The organism is Clostridium sp. Cult1 (assembly GCF_021655095.1).
Taxonomy (GTDB): domain Bacteria; phylum Bacillota; class Clostridia; order Tissierellales; family Tepidimicrobiaceae; genus Schnuerera.
Genome location: NZ_PPXW01000001.1, coordinates 481,990 through 501,302, shown reverse-complemented (window position 1 = coordinate 501,302; position 19,313 = coordinate 481,990). Strand labels below are relative to the sequence as shown.

The window sequence follows — 19,313 nt, the reverse complement described above, 5'->3', positions numbered from 1 at the left end:
AGCGGATAGGGAGCATAGCCATTGGGAGGAAGGGGGCTCCACTGTATATATGCTTACTGAAGAATCCCAAGAGATGATTTTTATTACTAGAGAAATATTAGAGGAATTTGGTTTTGATGTAGAACAATTCTACACTCTTCAATTAATAAAAACAGGGAATTTTACTAAGGCGAGGGATAGTGTGGATAATCTAATTGCCAGAGTTAGAACATTGATTAAAAGAGAGAAGGATTATAGACAGGATATGATAAGGGACCCTCAAGTTATCTTCTTTGATAGACGAAGAAATGCTAGAAAGACAGAAGAAGAAATAAAAAAACAATTTGAAGATGAACAAAGTGTATTTGAAGACATGTTTTCATGGAAAAGTAGATATGAATCTTTACCTGAAGATAAAAGGTATGAAGCAGAGATAATGTTTCAAAATTTAGAGAAGGCTAGAGTTCTTCATGATAATTTAGCTAAGATAGTTATGGAAAATATAGCTTATGAAATGGAAGTAAGGGTTAAATACCCGGAGAGTTTTTGGAAAACTTCAGATATTAGTTTTAAAAGGGATATATGGCAAAATACAATAGTTAAAAATGGTCTTAGAAATTTTGAGCAGTTGGAATTGGTATTAGCACCTTTATTTTCTCCACAAGTAGAATTTATTTATCCGCTAAATTGGGCTTGGGAGGAGCAAATGGTCAAGACTTATACACAGGAGATAATAGAATATGATGAGGAAGAAGAAGAGGAAGATTGGTTTACTGAAGAAACGGATTGGGAACTTATAGCCCAGTTATGGAGTGGTATATTTGACTCTCTTTTAGCAAAAGGTTATTTTTCGATTGGAGAATTAAATGAGATAAATAGTGAAGATAAACAAAGATGGCTCAGCCAAAGAGAGAATATTGAACTATTTATGATGTTTGCTATATCGGAAGTAGTTTTAGTTGAAGATTTTGAAGGAATAGATGAAAGATTAAAGCTTTTTAGCCTTTTATGTGAAAAGGATGAAAGGTATAGAACTCTTCATATGAAAAAGATAAAAAGCAAAATAGAAATTGACAAAGAACCCCTTTTATGGGATGAGATACGTATTTCTCCTTATACTATATATCTGGAGGAGGCTTAGTATGAGTTATTCTAATGAAAATATCCAAAAAGCTTCTAAAGTTTTTTTCTATCTTTTAAAAAACAAAGTAGTTTCAATTAATGATTCATTGGGGAATGAATATATTGACAACTTGGAGGTAAGAGAGATTGTGAAGACTATGGCAGATGAAGGAGGGCTTATAGTTTTCCATGTGGGGGGCAATATCCATTTAGTTAGTAACTCCTATGATTCAATGTTTGCTACTTCCTACACTCATATGAAAAGTAAATATAAGGGGCTTAAAAAGAAAAAGTATTTTTATTTGGCAAATATAATCATATGTATATTTTTGTCGGAAATGGATAAGGAAAAGTTTGTACGCCTTAGAGCAGAAGAAGAGGGTATATCATATTACAAATTAGAGGAGATTATAACTAAGACTATTGAATCTTGGGAAAAAAGGAGAAAGGAAGAAGAAAACTTTTCAAAGGATTGGGCTCTAGCCATTGAGGACATTTATAAATTGTGGATGATAGAGTTTTCTTATTCAAAGCCTTCAACCAGTGAGGAACTTCCCTTTAGCACTTCAGCAGAAACAAGGTTGGGGTTTATTCATGAAGCTTTAAAGCCTCTAAAGGATGAAGGGCTCATTATAGATATGATTAAGGAATCAAGGATAATACCTAAGGATGAATTGTATGAAAGATTGGACTATCTATATCATGGACGGGAAAGGTATGAAGAGATAATGGGTCTTATAGAAGATACGAAGGAGGAATTTTCAGATGCCTAGAATTTCTAAGATTAGGTTGGTTGGATGTAAATATGATGGTTTTAAAAAAGAACATGAAAATTCTATTTATAACCTTACAAGGAATGAAGAGCCAGACCATACCCTTTTTACATTGAAAAACGGTGGAGGAAAAGGGGTAATGATGCAGCTTTTATTTCAAATAATGATGCCAGAAACTAGGTGGGGAAAGAACAATGGTAACAAAGTTATCTCCATGTTTTATGATCAAAAAGGTAGATTGCATCCCTATACTCTCCATGTATTATTAGAGTGGAAATTAGATACATTACCAGAGAAATGGCTTATTACAGGTATATGTATGAAAGCATATAAAAGAAGTACCTCGAAGAATGAAGAAGAGGAAGAAAAGGTAGGCTTAAATTATTTTCTTTATACTTATGAACATGAGAATAATGGTTTTTATACCTTGGAGAATATCCCTGTTTATGATAAGGATAAAAGAGAATCGGTGGATTATGAAATCTTTGAAAAATTCATAGGGGATAATGGAAGGGATTTTGTAAGATATTCTCAATCTAGTGTGAAAAGACTTGATTCAAATTTCTATGAATATATGAAAAGATGGGGTATCAATAAATCTGAATGGAAGATTTTAAAGGTTATAAATAAAGTAGAAGGTGGAGTTGGAGATTATTTTGAAAAAGCTACGGATAATAAAGCTATATTTGATAATTTAATCCTCCCTGCTATATCGGAAAATATGAAGAATTATAATAGTGATGGTGACAGCTTAAAGGAAATGTTTAAAAGCAATCTTTATATAACACGTAACCTGCCAATTTTATTGAAAAGAGAAGGAGATTTTAGAGATTTAATAACAGCGGTGAATCCTTTAATAGAGAATGCAGATATAGGTTCAAGGATTTTAGATATGAAGGAAAGATGTATTGCTGATGGGAATGATTTATACTTTATTATTAAAGATGAAGAAAAAAACGCAGAAAAGAATATAGAAAAATGGGAAAATGAAATCAAAAAAAGCAAGGAAAAAGAAGAAGAATTATCATTTCAAAGGGCAAATTTAGAATATGCTGAAGTAAATAGAGAGATAAAAGAAATTGAAGAAAAAAATGTAGAATTAAAAAACAAGATAAGTGAAAAAGAAAACAATATAGAAGAACTAAAAAGGGAAAAGAATTTGTATGAGATAAATAGAATATTAGTAGATATGAATAAATATGATAATTCCTTAAAAGAAAAGCTAGATGAAAAAGCAAGGCTAATAGAAGTTTTGGAATTAGATGATGCAAGAAAGAGAGTAAAAGAATTAGATAGCAGAATAAAAGAAAAATGGGAAATATTAAAATTGAAATGGGAAGATATTTCTGCTAACTATTTTGGATATAGAAACTTTTTAACTAGAGAATTAGAAAATAAAGGTATAAGTAAAGACAAGGTATTGCAAGTGGAAAAGGATCTTGAAGATAAAATAATTAGATATTTAATTGAAAAAGAAAATCTAAATAAAGAATTTGAAAATTTATCCCAAATATTCGATCCTTTCAGTATGAGTTTTCCAGAAAAACTATTAGATGATATGAAAAGGGATTTTGAGAAAAAGGAAGAAAAAATAGAAGAACTTATATCTGATATAGATACTAAAGTAGAAAATATTAATAATTTAAAATTGGAAAAAAACAGATTGGAAATAGAAATTAAAAATAAAAAAGACAAACTTAAAGAACTTAAGACATCATTAGATAAAGTAGAAAAGATAGAAATGGATTTGAAGCGGAGAATATGCTGGGAATTAGGGATTGATAGTACTAGGGAAGAAATAAGCCCAACTTGGATTGGTGAGAAATTGTACAAGATGGAAGAGGCATTAGAGGAGAAGGAAACTAGATTAGAAGAATTGAGAAAAAATCTTTGGGAAAACAATATTGATAAATCTTTAAATCGAGATAGAAATTATTGGATACCTAATAAAGATGTAATGACTCTAAAGGAAAAAATACAGGATATGGGGATAAATGTTCAAACGGGGATGGAGTTTTTAAATGGTTTAGATCCAAAAGAGGTAGAGGGCATATTAGTTAGAAATCCTTCCTTTGTTTATGGATTGGTTATAGGAAATGAAGAGGATTGGAAGGTAATAGAAAAAGGCATTTCTAAAGATTTTTTACTTCACAGTTTAATCCCAATATATTTAAGAAAAAATATGAATAAAGATTATAGTAAGGAATTTCAATTAGTTTATAATAAAGGTTATGATTTTATTTATAACCAACAGTATATGAATTGGATTGATGAGATAGACAAGGAATATAATCATATAAATGAAGCAATTGCTAGTGTGAAAAGTGGAGTGAATAATTTAAATAAATTACTCAATGATATTGAAAACTGGCAGAATAATGCAAATTCCTTTGATGTTTTAAAAGATATTAGCAAACATGAAAATGCTTATCAAGAATTGGAAAAGGAAGTAGCGAGAATAAATGCTACTATATATGAAGAAGAAAGTGAACTTGCTATAATGAAAAATACATTGAAATCTTTGAAATCCCAAAGAGAAAAAACAAAGGACGATTTAGGCAAATTAGAAAAATACGTAGAGAGAAAATTGCTTCTTGATGGAGAAGAAACAATATATGTGGAAAATACAAAAAGGTTAGATGAAATTAGGACTAAACTTAAAGAATTAGATATGGAGATTTATAGAATTGGTAAGAGAAAGGAATCTAATGAATTAGAATTTAAAAAATGGAACATGGAAATAGAAGAGAAGTTAGAAGAAATAAAAGAGGTAGTCCCTGATGCTAGAGTAAACTTAATTCATTCTAATGAACTAGAAATTTCTACTATACCAAATTATATAATTAGTGAAGATACTATATTTATTGATTTAAATGAAAGAAGAACTTTGGTTAATGACTTTGAAAGGAAAGATTCTCAAATTAGTCTTATTCAAAAAGATATAGATTATTTTCAAGAAAAAATAGAAAATTGCATGAAAGATTTGGATAGAATAGATGTGTTTTGGGAGAATTATGATTACTTGAATTTCTCCATGAATGAAATAATAATTATTATAGAAGAAATAGAGAAAAGATTAGAAACCCTTAAAAATGAACTGAATAATTTGAAATCAGATAGAGATAAATTATTAGGAAGTTTAGAAGAAAAGAAAAAATTGATGGTGAAAATTAATACTAAGATTAGAAAAAGGTTCAATAGAGCACCTGAACTGTGGCAGGATTTAGATCTTTTAAAAAAGAATATTGATATTGAAAATGAATATAAGGATAATGAAAGATTTTTGAAGGAAGCTGAAAAGATACTTGATGAAACTAAGGCTTATAAATATAGTTTAAATGAATATATTATTACTTTAAAAGCCAATAAGGAGTTGGATTTTCATAAGGGAAAGATGAATAAAATATTAAGAGAAAGGATTGTTAGGAATCTAAAGGATGAAGTGGATGAATGGTTAAAAAGATATAATAAAATTGAAGATAATTTAAATAGAGAGATAGCCAATGGAGAAGAACACCTAAAAGTATTTGAGGATAATGTTGAAACTAAAGTACATGATGAATTATTAAAGGACAGAATACTTAATGAAATTCAAAGGGTGAAAGTGGATAGATTCAGGAGAAATCTGGAATCCTTTAGCAGTATGAAAAACCATTTTCAAATAGAGTTAAATACTTTATCCAGTGATAAGGAAAAAGCAGAACAGGCAAGGAATCAATGGTCTGTCAGGGCTTCAAAAAGGGTGATAAAGATAGTCGAATCCCTTAAAGAAATGGTATCTGGTATGGTATATATAAATGAAAATAATTATTCTTTTCCTCTTGTTAAATTAAAAGGAGAAGAAAGACTTCCTAGAGACGAGGAAGATGTATTATTTTTATTGAGAGAGTATTTTGTGGAAGCTATAGAGAAGGCAATTGAAGAAAATGATAATATTGAAGATATTGATGATAGGAAATTGAAAGAGTTGATGAGCGATAAAACTATATTTTCTAAGGCTCTTCAGGGAAGATACCCTACTCTTATGGTTTATAAGATGACAGAGAAAAATGAATTTAAATTTGCTAAACCTAGAGATTATTATTATACAACTTGGGAAGCTATCAATAAAGGGGAAGGAGATATGCCTGAAGGAAGTGGAGGACAGACTCTTTCAATAAATACTTTTGTTATTATGATGCTTATGAACTATAGAAAAAGACATGTTGGAAACGAAAGACCATGGACTGTGCTTATTCTTGATAATCCTTTTGGAAAAGCTTCTGCTAAACATATACTAGACCCTGTGTTTGAAATTGCTAATAAGCTAAATTTTCAAATAATAGCATTTGCTGCCCCTGAAATTATAAAGATAGAAATTAGCGAAAGATTTCCAGTGTTTTGGGAGTTAAGAATTGGAGAAGGGGATAGGGATAGTTTAATTACAGGAAAAGTAATGCATGGGGAAAGACGAAGGCTGAGACAGTAGGGATGGCTCTCCCTGCCCCATTGAAAAATATAAATATTTTTTAAATGTAGAAATTGGACAACTATAAAAAAGGGTGAAATAATTGAATGATATTGATTCTATTCTAGAAAGCCAAAAGGACTTTTTTAAAAGCAATAAAACAAAAGAACTTGAATATAGATTGAAGAACTTGATTAAATTAAAGGAAATAATAGAAAAAAACGAAAAAACTATACTTAAAGGATTAAAAGATGATTTAGGAAAATCCGAATTTGAAGCTTATTCAACGGAAATAGGATTTGTTTTAAATGAGATAGATTTTGTAATTAAACGATTAAAAAAATGGGTTAAACCTAAGAAAGTTAAGGATTCTATTGTTACTTTTAAATCCACAAATTATATATATCCAGAGCCATATGGGAATACACTTATCATTTCTCCATGGAATTATCCCTTTCAACTATCTATTGCTCCATTAGTAGGAAGTTTAGCTGCAGGAAATACTGCTATTATCAAACCTTCTAGCACATCAGAACACACCAGTAAAATATTAGAAAACCTAATAAACAACAATTTCCCAAGTTCATATATTTATGTTGTAATAGGTGAAAAAGGTAAATTTCTTTTAGATAAAAAGTTTGACTATATTTTTTATACTGGAAGTATTCCCATAGGAAAGATGGTTATGGAAAAAGCTGCAAAGCATTTGACGCCTGTTACCTTAGAATTAGGAGGTAAAAGTCCCTGTATAGTAGACGATGAAGGGGACATGGAGCTATTTGCTAAAAGAATAGTTTGGGGGAAATTTTTAAATGCAGGGCAAACTTGTGTTGCTCCTGATTATATTCTAGTACAAAAAAATGTAAAAGAGCAGCTAATACAAAATATCATTAAATATATAGAAAAATTTTATGGAGTTAATATTCAAGATAACAATGAATATGGAAGAATAATAAATGAAAAACATTTTAATAGATTGGTGAAATTACTAAGTGGTGGACGAATTATCTATGGAGGTAAATATAATAAAGATAGACTATATATTTCCCCTACATTGATAGATGATATTTACTGGGATGATCCTATTATGAAGGAAGAAATATTTGGTCCTATATTTCCCATACTAGAATATAGTAGTTTAGATGAGGCTATAGGGACTATAAACTCACATTCTAAACCCCTTGCACTCTACTTTTTTTCAAGTAATGATGAAAAAATAGAAAAAATAATAAATAACACCTCTTATGGTGGAGGATGTATCAATGATACAATAATGCATTTATCCAATCCTCACTTACCTTTTGGAGGAATAGGGAATAGTGGTATGGGCAGTTATCATGGGAAGAGTAGCTTTGATGTATTTACTCATTATAAAAGTGTATTAAAGAGAAGTAATGCTTTTGATCCTAATTTTAGATATCCACCTTTTAGAGACAAATTAAAAGTTATTAGAAGATTTTTTTAGAAAGAGAATTCTTAAATTGAATTCTCTTTTGCTATAACGAATAGGGATAGCGGGGATGGTTCTCCCTGTACCATTTTTATATGTAAAAATGCCACATTATAAAGCGACATTTTATGTGGTTTTATTCTTAATTTTACGATGATATACTATAATTAAGGAAAACCAATTTCTTAGTAGAATTAACAGAAAGTTTTGATATACTAATAGTAGATAGATAAAAAAGTAAATTATAAGGAGATTGCTATGATATTTGGATGTTTAACTTCAATTATTGCTCTTATATTTGCCTTTATATTGACTATAGTTATTTTCGCCATTACAGGGGTAGCTATAACTTTTGGACTACTTGTTAAAATACTAATTCCTTTTATACTTATCGGTTTAGGTATTAAAGTTATTACAAGGAATAAAGGATAGGTTAAGTTTTTTTAAGGGACTAGGCCTTTTGCCCCATTTTTGCTAAACTTAAGAACAATATTGATGTACTATATATTTAGACGGGTGAATACATTATAATTAAGAGACAATAAAAGATTAAAAAATGGGGGATAGGAGACTATATTAAAAGAAATAATACCTTTGGATGATTTTACAGTTCCAGCAGATATAACCTATGATGATTTTAGAGAAGCATTGCCCAAAATAGGTACAATAGTAGATTCTAATAATGTAGAACACGAGGTAGAACTAAGATGGGATATCAGACCATATAATTTTGATAACTATAAAAAACCAGGTCAAGTAACTCTTTGGAGTCAATTCTTTAAATTACCATTAGAAGTATCCAATACAATTCCAAGTACAAGATTAGAGATAAAACTTAAGGTAATATTTGAATAATTTAATAGATACAGATGATAAGATAAGGAACTAATTTTTTAAAAATTGGTTCCTTGTTTTATAAACTTTCATCTTTTTAAATTTTTATATTATTTTATTTACACATACAAATCTAGATTTTATCCTAACTTGTACAATTTTTCGTTTTTTTTTCCACATAATGTTCTTGAAATTTTACGTTAATTGTAGTAAACTTAATAAATAAGTAAAAGGAATTTGTATTTCTAATTAAATAGCTTTAAAAAAAGCAGATAGAATGTTTTATAAATTATATGGATCTTAGAAAGATGCAAATACAGAATAATGATTAAATTGCAATAATACTTGCTTAATAATTCATAAAATGTTCTAGAATTGCAAAATTATCTATACTATTAATATGAGGAAAGATTACCCCATATAATATATGGGGAGCTTTATAAATTTTCTAAAATCTGTTTTATCAGATTTTAGATTTTTAGTATAATACACAAATTTTCCGTCGTGTGTTGGCGGAATATAAATTTAAAAGGGGGCAATATTAATGAGCAAGAAATTTTTAATTCTTATGAGCGTTATTCTTGTAGTAGCAATGCTCTTTACTGGATGTTCTTCACCAGCTGATGAAGCAGATACACCATCTGATACATCTGAAGAAACTCCAGCTGAAGAAACAGGAGGAAAGAAGATTTTAAGATCAAATAATAGTAGTGAACCAGGTTCCCTAGATCCTGCATTGGCACAAGGAACCCATGAATCTTGGGTACTAGAGAATGTTTTTGAAGGGCTTATGACCTTTGACGAAAAAGGAGAATTAGTTCCTGGTATGGCTGAAAGCTATGAAATATCAGATGATGAACTAACCTATACCTTTACCCTTCGAGATGGGGTTAAGTGGTCAAATGGGGACCCAGTAACAGCAGAAGACTTTGAATTTACTTGGAAAAGAGCTTTAGACCCAGAATTAGCTGCTGACTATGCAAATATACTTTACTATATCAAAGGTGGAGAAGCTTATAATACTGGTCAAGGTTCAAGAGACGATGTAGCAGTTAAAGCTTTAGATGAGAAGACTCTAGAAGTAACTCTAGAATCTCCTACTGCATATTTCTTAGAATTAACTGCATTTTATACTTATTTCCCGGTAAACAAGAATGTTGTCGAATCTAACCCAGATTGGGCAAAGAAACCAGAAACTCATGTTTCTAATGGACCGTTCAAATTAGTTAAGTGGGAACATAATGCTAAACTTGTATTAGAAAAGAATGAATCCTACTATAATGCAGACAAGATTAAATTAGATGGTATTGATCTAGATATTATAGAAGACCAAAACACAGCTTGGCAAAAATATGAAGGTGGAGAATATCATATTCTAGTAGATGTTCCAACTTCAGTAGTAGCCCAGCTTCAAGCTCAAAACGATCCAGAATTAGAAATAGGAGCTCAAGTTGGTACTTATTACTATAATGTAAACCCAGAGATTAAACCATTTAATAATGTAAAGGTAAGAAAAGCTTTATCCATGGCGCTAGACCGTGAAACCATAGTTAAGAATATAACTCAAGGTGGACAAATTGCAGCTGAAGGTGTAGTATCTTACGGACTATTAGATGAAACTGGAAAAGAATTTAGAGAAGGCGTAGGCAGTTTGATTGAATACGATCCAGAAGGAGCTAAAGCTTTATTGGAAGAAGGTTTAGCTGAAGAAGGAATGAGTATAGAAGAATTTAGTAGCAGTAACTTTGTTCTTCTTTACAATACTTCAGAATCCCACAAGAAAATTGCACAAGCTGCTCAAGAAATGTGGAGAACAGCTTTAGGTATTGAAATAGGACTTGAAAATGTAGAGTTCCAAGTGAAACTTGATAGAGAAAAATCAGGAGACTACCAAATTTCAAGGGCTGGTTGGATAGGAGACTTTATGGATCCTATGACTTTCCTTGATTTATGGGCATCAGACAGTTCTTTCAATGATGTTAATTATAATAATCCGGAATATGATGCATTATTGAAAGAAGCAAAATCAACAATTGATCAAGATGTTCGTATGGAGAGTATGAGAAAAGCAGAAAAGATGCTAATGGAAGATATGCCAGTCTTACCAGTATATTTCTATACTCAACCATATACTGTGAAATCTAATGTATCGGGAATAATCAAAGTTCCTGTAAGATATCCAGTAATAACTTATGCTGATATAGCTGAATAATAAAAATTAGAAAACAGTGGATGCTATATCCAATTTAAAATTAAAGAAGACATTAAAGATTAGAGGCTAGATTTTAGAATAGGATCAAGTGGCTAATTTAGCCACTTGGTTTCTATTTAACATTATAGAAAAGGGGAGGTAGTATGAGTAAATACCTTGTAAGACGACTTGCTATGGCTATAGTAACTCTATGGGCAGTTATAACTATTACTTTTATTCTAATGCACTCTGTTCCTGGCAATCCTTTTGTAAACGAAAATAGAAATATACCTGAGGCGGTTTATCAAAACTTACTAAAGAAATATGGGTTGGATAGGCCTTATAGTGAGCAATATGCAGTGTATTTAAAGAATATTGCTAGGGGAGATTTTGGTGAATCTATGAAGTCAAATACCGAAACCGTAAATGAAATGATAGCAAGAGGTTTCCCTGTTTCTGCTCAATTGGGACTTCAAGCTCTTCTTATAGCTTTAATATTTGGACCTGCATTAGGTGCAATTGCGGCATTATTTCAGAATAAATTTCCTGATTATATTTCCATGATTATTTCAATTATCGGTGTTTCGGTGCCCAGCTTTGTAATGGGGTCATTTTTAATTCAATTCGTGGCTAGAAATGTAGAATGGATACCTATAGGTGGCTGGGGAGAATGGAGACATACTATATTGCCATCTTTTGCCCTAGCATTGATGCCACTAGCTCAAATGGCTAGGCTTATGCGTTCTAGCATGTTAGAAGTAATAGGACAAGATTATATTAAAACAGCTAAATCCAAAGGGATTACAAGAACAGCCGTTATTATGAAGCATGCTGTTAGAAATGCAATATTACCTATTGTATCCATATTAGGTACTACAATTTCAAATCTTTTAGTAGGGAGCTTCGTTATCGAAAAAATATTTGGTATTCCTGGATTAGGTATGTTTTTTACTACTTCCATTTACAATAGGGATTATACATTAATAATGGGAGTGACTGTATTCTATGCGGTTATATTGATTGCTATGTTATTATTAGTTGATATAGCCTATACTTTAATAGATCCGAGAATAAGACTTACAAAGGAGGGACGTTAATCATGAAAACAGATATGGTATATACTAAAGAAATGTTTGAAAAAGCCCCTCAAGATTTGCGAGATTCTGAAGGTATAAGACGGCCTAGTATTAAGTATTGGGCAGATGTATGGCGTAGATTAAAGCAAAATAAACTGGCAATGACTGGACTGATTCTTCTTATAATTATGGGGGTTATGTCCTTTCTAGGTACTACAATAAGTAATTTTGAGTACTATGAACAGGATTATAGTAAGACAAATCTTAAACCAAATGGTGAATATTGGTTTGGTACTGATGAATTAGGTAGGGATTTGTTTTCTAGAGCCTGGTTGGGAACTCGATATTCATTAATAATTGGACTCCTTGCAGCCCTTATTGATTTTGGTATAGGTGTTGTCTATGGAGGAATTGCCGGTATGGCCTCTCCTAGGGTAGATGCTATAATGATGCGTATAGCTGAGGTTATTTATAGTATTCCCTATATGCTTGTAGTTGTATTAATATCGGTAGTATTTTCAACTAAAGGATCGGGTACTTCCATGTTTGTGCTTATAATCGCTATGACTATCACTGGGTGGGTACCAATGGCCAACCTAGTAAGAGGTCAGGTTCTTCAACTTAAAGAGTCTGAGTATTCATTGGCTTCTGAGTCCTTAGGGGCTTCCAAAGGATGGATACTTAAAAATCATATTGTACCAAATACTCTAGGGCCAATTTTAGTTAATGTAACTCTAACTATACCTAGGGCAATATTTGCAGAGGCGACTTTAAGTTTCTTAGGATTAGGTTTACAGCCACCTAAACCAAGTCTTGGAACTTTAGCTAATGACGGATTAGCAGTTATGCCAATAGGGCTTTTCTATCAAATACTAATACCAGCAATACTAATATCTCTTATAATGTTTTCCTTTAATGTATTAGGGGACGGTTTAAGAGATGCACTAGATCCAAGATTACGTAAATAGAAAGAGGTGGGAAAATGGAAAAATTGTTAGAAGTGAAAGACTTAGCAGTGTCCTTCCAAACCTTTTTTGGGGAAGTAGAAGCGGTGCGTGGAGTTAGCTTTCATGTAAACAAAAAAGAAACTGTAGCTTTAGTAGGAGAGTCAGGTTGTGGGAAGAGTGTAACAGCAAGCTCTATAATGCAACTTCTTCCTATGCCACCTGCCTTTTATAAAAATGGTCAAATCTTATTTAATGGTGAAGATATAGTACAAAAAAGTGAAAAGGAAATGCAAAAGATTCGTGGAAATCAAATATCTATGATATTCCAAGACCCAATGACTTCTTTGAATCCAACGATGAAAGTTGGAAAACAAATAGTTGAAGGATTAGTTAAACATCAAAATTTAAGTTTTAAAGAAGCAGAGAAAAAGGCAATAGAAATGTTAGATTTAGTTTCAGTACCTCAACCTGAAAAAAGGATTAAACAATATCCTCATGAATTTTCAGGAGGTATGCGTCAAAGGGTTATGATTGCTCTTGCAATGGTATCCCACCCTAGATTATTAATAGCTGATGAGCCTACTACAGCCCTAGATGTTACTGTTCAGGCTCAGATATTAGATCTTATGAAAGAAATACAAAATCAATTCGGCACTTCTATTATTTTAATCACTCATGATTTAGGTGTTGTTGCTGATATAAGTGACAGAGTTATTGTAATGTATGCTGGACAGCTTTTAGAAGAAGGTGGAGTAGAAGAAATATTTAATAATCCAAGGCATCCTTATACTAGAAAATTACTAGGCAGTGTTCCGCGATTAGATATGGACAGATCAGAAACATTACATTCCATTGATGGAACTCCTCCTGATTTATATATACCACCAAAAGGTTGTCCATTTTTCGATAGATGTGATGATGCTATGGTTATCTGTAAAAACCATATGCCAGAAAGGGAATACCACACAGATTCTCATTATAGTTGTTGTTGGTTAAATCATCCAATGGCCCAAAAGGTAGCAGAAGGGAGTGAAATATAATGGTTGAACCTTTAATATCGGCAAGAAATATAAAAAAATATTTTGATGTTGGTAAAGGAAAATTAAAGGCAGTAGACGGTATTAGTTTTGATATATATCCTGGAGAAACCTTTGGTCTAGTAGGAGAATCGGGTTGTGGAAAATCTACGGCTGGGAGGACTATAATCAGACTTTATGAACCAACGGATGGTGAGCTGATCTTTAATGGGAAGAATATTTATGAATTGTCCCGACATGAAATGCGGGATATTCGTAGGGATTTTCAAATGATATTCCAAGACCCTTATGCTTCATTAAATCCGAGGATGACGGTTGAGGAGATTATAGGTGAGCCTTTAGAAATTCATCGTATATATAAAAACCACAATGATCGTCGAAATAGAGTAATTGAATTATTGAAGCTTGTAGGATTAAATGAAGAGCATGCTTTACGTTTCCCTCATGAGTTCTCTGGTGGGCAACGTCAAAGAATTGGGATTGCTAGGGCCTTAGCTTTGAATCCAAAGTTTATAGTTTGTGATGAGCCTATTTCAGCCTTAGACGTATCTATTCAGGCTCAAGTAGTTAATCTATTAAAAGAATTACAGGAAGATTTAGGGCTTACCTATCTATTTATTGCCCATGATTTATCCATGGTAAGATATATTTCGGATAGAGTTGGAGTAATGTATTTAGGACATATGATGGAGGTTGCTAATTCAGAAGAACTTTATGATAACCCAATCCATCCTTATACCAAAGCCTTATTATCAGCTATACCTATTCCAGATCCAGAAACTCAAAGGAATAGGCATAGGATAATGCTTGAAGGAGATGTACCAAGCCCTATAGATCCAAAAGAAAATTGCCGATTTGTGGACAGATGTCCTTATGCTATAGATAAGTGTAGAGAAGTAGTTCCAGAATTCGAAGAAATACATGAAAATCATTTTGTAGCTTGTCATAGAGCAAAGGAACTTTAAGCTATAAATAAAAAAAGAACCAATCCTTATATTATGGATTGGTTCTTTTTAGTAGCTAAATATCTATTCCTCCATCTACTCTTATTAATTGACCAGTTACAAATGAAGAGTCATCAGTAGCTAAGAATAAAGCTGCTGTGGCAATTTCTTCAGGCTGCCCAGCCTTTTTAATTGGGGAACCTTCTATTAAATGTTTAACTGCAGCTTCTCCACCTACACTGTCAACCATAGCAGTCATAATTGCACCAGGTAATATGGCATTGGCACGGATTTCTGGACCATTTTTGTAAGGTTTCCATACCATAACGCTGGATAGATAGAAAAATAAATTTATCTACTATGTCATAGAGAGATTCTTCCTCTATATCATTACAATTTAATTTAATTTGTAGAATATATCCTAGGTCGGAGCAGATATTAACAAAAAGGTCGATATGGTTCCAATTAAATATAATATCATTCTTTTCTAAATGACAATTACTTTTGCTCAGAGGATTAAGTATTACATATTTCGGAGCATTAAAATGTATTTGTTTATCAGATATTTGTAAATATTTTAATTTAATATAGGTTTCTATTAGGGAGGAAATATCTGAATCTTCATGGAAATTAAATTCTAATGTAAAGAAATTTTCAATATAATCATTAAATATTTTTTCCAAATCATTTATCTCCAGATTTATATAATCGGAACCCTTTTTCATATATTCAATACATCTACTTCTATGTTCTAAAGGCATACATCCATACCATCTTTTAAAATTTTTATAGAAGTATTTTACATCTGAAAAGCCACATTTTTTTGATATTTCTGATATGGTGTCATCTGTAAATAATAGAAATTCGGATTTAAGCACCCTTTCATAGTTTATTCTTTCTTGAAAACTATAGGAGCTTATATCTTTCCAAAAATGAGAGAAATAGGTTTTAGTGACGAACTCTTGAGACACTATATCATCTAAGGTTATTTTTTCGGTATAGTTTTCTTGGATATATTTAACTACTCTATGATATCTATCTAAAGCAGTGGTACTGATGAATTTATTGTTTTGCTTAAGAAATTGTATCCAGTTAAATTCATATACCATTAAATATACTAACTGGTATGAAAAACTTTCTAATAGATTTTCAGACAAATTATTTTTATCTAAGATATGGGACAAAATGCTAATTAAAAGATTTCTAAATTTAATTATATGGTTTTCTTTAACATTTAGGAATATATTTTTGTTTTTTTTAATTGGGCATTCAAAGTACATTTTACTTCTAAAAAACATTTGCTTTATGTATCGGAATTCATCTTCAAAATAGTTCAAATCTATATGAAAAATTACTACAATAGTTTTTGAGGAACTTCTTATAGAGTGAATAGTTTCATTATTTATAAAGCAAAATTCTCCTCGGTTTAATAACTTTTTCTCAAAGTTAGCGGTAACTTCAACGGAACCATTAATAGGAAGAATTATCTCTACAATATCCTTATGCCAATGGAAGGGATATCTATTAATTGACTGTACTTCAATATTTAGGGGGATGTCCCTCTTGAATTCAATATTTTCTTTTATATACATATAAATTCACCTTTTTTAATTAAAGATTGTCAATATTTATTAAGTTTGTCCTATTAAGATATTTACCATAAAAATGGCTTTTTAAACAGGGGTTCAATACTAATAATGGACTATATATTTGAAGAACTTTATGAAAATGAAGTATTAGGAATCCATGTTGATTTCTTCCATACTGATAGATGGGTGGATTTAGATTAATTAGACTGTCTACTTTGGAAGTATCATATCATAAAGCCTAGTTTTTCTATACCATGAATTCATATTTTTTATGATATAATATATTAATGTATAGAATATTGGATAAAAGGAGAATTCAAATGGCGAGACGTAAAGAGATAAAGGAATTATACTATATAAGGGCTATAGCTGCCATGGGAATATTGATTATCCATGCTACTGGTGGGTTTGCAGTTAGTTCAGAATATGGCTCTAAAGCCATGTATTTAGGCATATTTTTAAATCAATTCTTTAGATTTGGAAGTCCTATTTTTATGATGGTTTCAGGATTGGTGTTATTTTATAATTATAGGTCTATAGATGAATTTAATAGTCCCAGGTTCTACAAGAAAAAAGTAAAATTCATATTAATACCCTATATCCTTTGGTCGATTATTTATTTTTTATATGATTCTTATGTATATGAACTATCTATAAATAGAGAAAGTCTATTAACCCTAGGCAGGGATATATTATTAGGAGAAAGCTTTGCTCATTTATACTTTATATTCTTGATATTTCAATTTTATATAATATTACCATTATTAATGAAATACCTAACGAAACCAATGGAAGAGAAACCCTTTAGAGTATTTGCCTTTTTCTTTATATTCCAAGGTGTAATCCTTCTATATGGGTATTATTTCAAAAACCCTAATGCAACAGGAATAATAAAGACTTTCAACCAATACTATTGGAAAACTTTGTTTAGCTGGTCTTTTTATTTTATAACTGGTGGGCTAATGGGTATGCATTATGAAAGGTTAGTAAACTTTGTGGAAAGGAATATGAAAAAGATATTTTTAGCATATATAGCCACAACCATATTATATATTGGACAAGTATACTATAATATTTGGATTCATAGCGGTAGGGATTATTATGGGAGATTTGGCTCTATTAGACCTCAAACCATGATATATGCCTTAGCTACTATGCCTATACTCATTTGGCTGACACGGAAGATGGTGGGAAGGTATAATAATTTGAAAAACTTCGGTACCTATTCCTTTGGAATATATTTTTCCCACCCACTAATATTGGAAGAGATAAAAAGACATCTAATAGGGAGTTTCCCTAGCCACATAGGATATAGTAGACTATCTTCCTTAGTATTAATATCTGGATTGGGTTTAGCAATAACGTTTATATTTGTATTATTAGTAGGAACCTTAAACATACGTTGGCTATTTATAGGTAAAGTACCTAAGTATGTTTTAAGAGAAAAAGAAGAAGTGCGGAACTTGTAATTGGTAAGAATATAGATAAATACAAATTAAAGATACTATTGGAATAATAGAGTTGATTTTAAAATGACAGGATACAATGACAGGATACCTTGTAAAATTCAAAATATCCATTAAAAAATAGAAGAGTTAATAAAAAAATGGACAGTAGATAAACAGTACCTAGTTAGGTAGATAGCGGAAGTAATAGTAACAAATTCAAACAGTCAAAGCTTGATAAAATATCAGGCCTTGGCTGTTTAATCTTTTTTGAAATCTTTTATAATAATAAAAATAAATATGAGTATATATGTCGTTTTTTATAATCTTGAATATTATATACTTGTATAAATAGTATTTTGCTCTTAAGTATTTACTAATATCTTCGTTGGATCAGTGCCAATGTATTTACTTGTCCTAGAAATATTTGTTTCGTATGTTGTGGGAATTTGAAAAGCAAATTGGTCAAGTTACATCTTATTGAAAGAGTAAAATACTAACTAGATTAATTTTCAAACGATAAACTTGTAAAAAAACAAAATAATTTAGGAAATTACAAAAATAAACTAAATTAATATTGCAAATTACAAAATTATAGTATATAATATTAGTAAATAAACAAGAAATCAGAATATTGTAAATACACTTAATTCTATTTATGAGTTTAAGTATAATGAATAAAGGAGTTTGATTATGAAAAAAAATATTAGAAGAAAAAAAATAATTGAAGTTATACAAGAGCAACCTATTACTACCCCATCAAATTTAGCATCAATTTTTGATGTATCTACTGAAACCATACGCAATGACTTAAATTATTTAGAAGAAATGGGATTGATTATTAAGGTTCATGGAGGAGTTGCTCCTGCTATGCAAAGGGGAGCAGAGGTTCCATATGACGAGAGGGAAACAGTAAATATTTTTGAGAAGAAACAAATTGCTAAAGAAGCATTAAAATTGATTAAACCAGGAGATTCAATAGCATTAGGTGCAGGAACAACTGTTGAAGAATTAGCAAAATTGCTAGTAAATAAAGAAGAGATTACAATTATTACTCCGTCACTTAATATTGCAAATATATTTATTAATGACCAAAAAAATAGAGTATTTTTAATCGGAGGTTGGCTAAGAAAGGAAGATATGTTTTTACACGGGAATTATAGCGTTGACATGATAAGAAACTTTCATGTCGATAAAAGTTTCGTTGGTTCAGCAGGAGTATCTAATAAATATGGGATAACGGACTACTTTGAGGGTGAGGTAGGAATAGTAAAAGAATTAATGAACATATCCAAAGAGAAGTATTTACTAGCAGATAACAGTAAATTTGGCAATGTAGCCTTACTGAGTATTGCACCTGCTAATAAATTTGATGCAATAATTACTGACGATAAAAGCTCTGTGGAGGAAATAAAGAAATTAAGGAAATCAAATATAGATGTAATCGTAGTAAACAGCGATAGACAAGGAGATGACTAA

General features: G+C 30.9%; 15 protein-coding genes. 13 read left to right on the top strand and 2 right to left on the bottom strand.

Going from position 1 to position 19,313, the window contains the following annotated elements; translation table 11 throughout:
* Positions 1-49: 49 nt before the first annotated feature.
* The 11 genes from C3E89_RS02270 (at position 50) to C3E89_RS02220 (ending at position 14,821) form a co-directional block, all read left to right on the top strand.
* A complete protein-coding gene (locus tag C3E89_RS02270; RefSeq protein WP_442870584.1) occupies positions 50-1,120 on the top strand; it encodes a hypothetical protein in 1,071 nt (356 codons plus the stop codon).
* 1 nt (position 1,121) lies between these two features.
* Complete coding sequence (locus tag C3E89_RS02265; RefSeq protein ID WP_236910878.1) at positions 1,122-1,874, top strand: DUF6063 family protein; 753 nt, start codon at positions 1,122-1,124, stop codon at positions 1,872-1,874.
* Entirely contained in the window at positions 1,867-6,342 is a 4,476-nt protein-coding gene (locus C3E89_RS02260) for a hypothetical protein (RefSeq protein ID WP_236910877.1), read from the top strand. Before C3E89_RS02265 ends, C3E89_RS02260 begins: the two co-directional genes overlap by 8 nt.
* An 82-nt stretch (positions 6,343-6,424) precedes the next feature.
* Positions 6,425-7,786, top strand: coding sequence for an aldehyde dehydrogenase (locus tag C3E89_RS02255; protein ID WP_236910876.1), 1,362 nt, complete (start codon positions 6,425-6,427; stop codon positions 7,784-7,786).
* A gap of 243 nt (positions 7,787-8,029) precedes the next feature.
* Positions 8,030-8,203 carry a hypothetical protein gene (locus C3E89_RS02250; protein WP_236910875.1) on the top strand — a complete coding sequence of 58 codons (174 nt, stop codon included), beginning with the start codon at positions 8,030-8,032 and terminating at the stop codon, positions 8,201-8,203.
* A gap of 162 nt (positions 8,204-8,365) precedes the next feature.
* On the top strand, positions 8,366-8,626 hold the full coding sequence (locus C3E89_RS02245) for a hypothetical protein (RefSeq protein ID WP_236910874.1): 261 nt from the start codon (positions 8,366-8,368) through the stop codon (positions 8,624-8,626).
* 523 nt (positions 8,627-9,149) lie between these two features.
* Positions 9,150-10,817: a peptide ABC transporter substrate-binding protein gene (locus tag C3E89_RS02240; protein WP_236910873.1), complete on the top strand. Its 1,668-nt coding sequence runs from the start codon at positions 9,150-9,152 to the stop codon at positions 10,815-10,817.
* A gap of 143 nt (positions 10,818-10,960) precedes the next feature.
* On the top strand, positions 10,961-11,893 hold the full coding sequence (locus C3E89_RS02235) for an ABC transporter permease (protein ID WP_236910872.1): 933 nt from the start codon (positions 10,961-10,963) through the stop codon (positions 11,891-11,893).
* A 2-nt stretch (positions 11,894-11,895) separates the two neighbouring features.
* Entirely contained in the window at positions 11,896-12,840 is a 945-nt protein-coding gene (locus tag C3E89_RS02230) for an ABC transporter permease (protein WP_236910871.1), read from the top strand.
* A gap of 14 nt (positions 12,841-12,854) precedes the next feature.
* Positions 12,855-13,859, top strand: a complete 1,005-nt coding sequence (locus C3E89_RS02225) for an ABC transporter ATP-binding protein (protein ID WP_236910870.1) — start codon at positions 12,855-12,857, stop codon at positions 13,857-13,859.
* Entirely contained in the window at positions 13,859-14,821 is a 963-nt protein-coding gene (locus C3E89_RS02220) for an ABC transporter ATP-binding protein (protein WP_236910869.1), read from the top strand. Before C3E89_RS02225 ends, C3E89_RS02220 begins: the two co-directional genes overlap by 1 nt.
* A 55-nt stretch (positions 14,822-14,876) precedes the next feature.
* On the opposite strand, the gene C3E89_RS02215 is transcribed toward C3E89_RS02220, so the two are convergent.
* Both C3E89_RS02215 and C3E89_RS02210 read right to left on the bottom strand, forming a co-directional pair.
* The gene (locus C3E89_RS02215; protein WP_236910868.1) at positions 14,877-15,059 is read right to left on the bottom strand and encodes an SDR family oxidoreductase; all 183 of its coding nucleotides are present in this window, start codon (positions 15,057-15,059) and stop codon (positions 14,877-14,879) included.
* A complete protein-coding gene (locus C3E89_RS02210) occupies positions 15,043-16,392 on the bottom strand; it encodes an AraC family transcriptional regulator (protein WP_236910867.1) in 1,350 nt (449 codons plus the stop codon). The genes C3E89_RS02215 and C3E89_RS02210 overlap by 17 nt, the downstream gene beginning before the upstream one ends.
* 317 nt (positions 16,393-16,709) lie before the next feature.
* On the opposite strand from C3E89_RS02210, the gene C3E89_RS02205 reads away from it, so the two are divergent.
* Together C3E89_RS02205 and C3E89_RS02200 are read left to right on the top strand one after the other, a co-directional pair.
* Positions 16,710-17,858, top strand: a complete 1,149-nt coding sequence (locus C3E89_RS02205; protein ID WP_236910866.1) for an acyltransferase — start codon at positions 16,710-16,712, stop codon at positions 17,856-17,858.
* 669 nt (positions 17,859-18,527) lie between these two features.
* A complete protein-coding gene (locus C3E89_RS02200; protein WP_236910865.1) occupies positions 18,528-19,313 on the top strand; it encodes a DeoR/GlpR family DNA-binding transcription regulator in 786 nt (261 codons plus the stop codon).

Excerpts from the sequence above, each read along its gene's own strand:
- C3E89_RS02270 (WP_442870584.1), top strand. The coding sequence starts at position 50 with ATGCTTACTGAAGAATCCCAAGAGATGATTTTTATTACTAGAGAAATA.
- C3E89_RS02265 (WP_236910878.1), top strand. The coding sequence starts at position 1,122 with ATGAGTTATTCTAATGAAAATATCCAAAAAGCTTCTAAAGTTTTTTTC.
- C3E89_RS02260 (WP_236910877.1), top strand. The coding sequence starts at position 1,867 with ATGCCTAGAATTTCTAAGATTAGGTTGGTTGGATGTAAATATGATGGT.
- C3E89_RS02250 (WP_236910875.1), top strand. The coding sequence starts at position 8,030 with ATGATATTTGGATGTTTAACTTCAATTATTGCTCTTATATTTGCCTTT.
- C3E89_RS02240 (WP_236910873.1), top strand. The coding sequence starts at position 9,150 with ATGAGCAAGAAATTTTTAATTCTTATGAGCGTTATTCTTGTAGTAGCA.
- C3E89_RS02235 (WP_236910872.1), top strand. The coding sequence starts at position 10,961 with ATGAGTAAATACCTTGTAAGACGACTTGCTATGGCTATAGTAACTCTA.
- C3E89_RS02230 (WP_236910871.1), top strand. The coding sequence starts at position 11,896 with ATGAAAACAGATATGGTATATACTAAAGAAATGTTTGAAAAAGCCCCT.
- C3E89_RS02225 (WP_236910870.1), top strand. The coding sequence starts at position 12,855 with ATGGAAAAATTGTTAGAAGTGAAAGACTTAGCAGTGTCCTTCCAAACC.
- C3E89_RS02220 (WP_236910869.1), top strand. The coding sequence starts at position 13,859 with ATGGTTGAACCTTTAATATCGGCAAGAAATATAAAAAAATATTTTGAT.
- C3E89_RS02215 (WP_236910868.1), bottom strand. The coding sequence starts at position 15,059 with ATGACTGCTATGGTTGACAGTGTAGGTGGAGAAGCTGCAGTTAAACAT.
- C3E89_RS02210 (WP_236910867.1), bottom strand. The coding sequence starts at position 16,392 with ATGTATATAAAAGAAAATATTGAATTCAAGAGGGACATCCCCCTAAAT.
- C3E89_RS02205 (WP_236910866.1), top strand. The coding sequence starts at position 16,710 with ATGGCGAGACGTAAAGAGATAAAGGAATTATACTATATAAGGGCTATA.
- C3E89_RS02200 (WP_236910865.1), top strand. The coding sequence starts at position 18,528 with ATGAAAAAAAATATTAGAAGAAAAAAAATAATTGAAGTTATACAAGAG.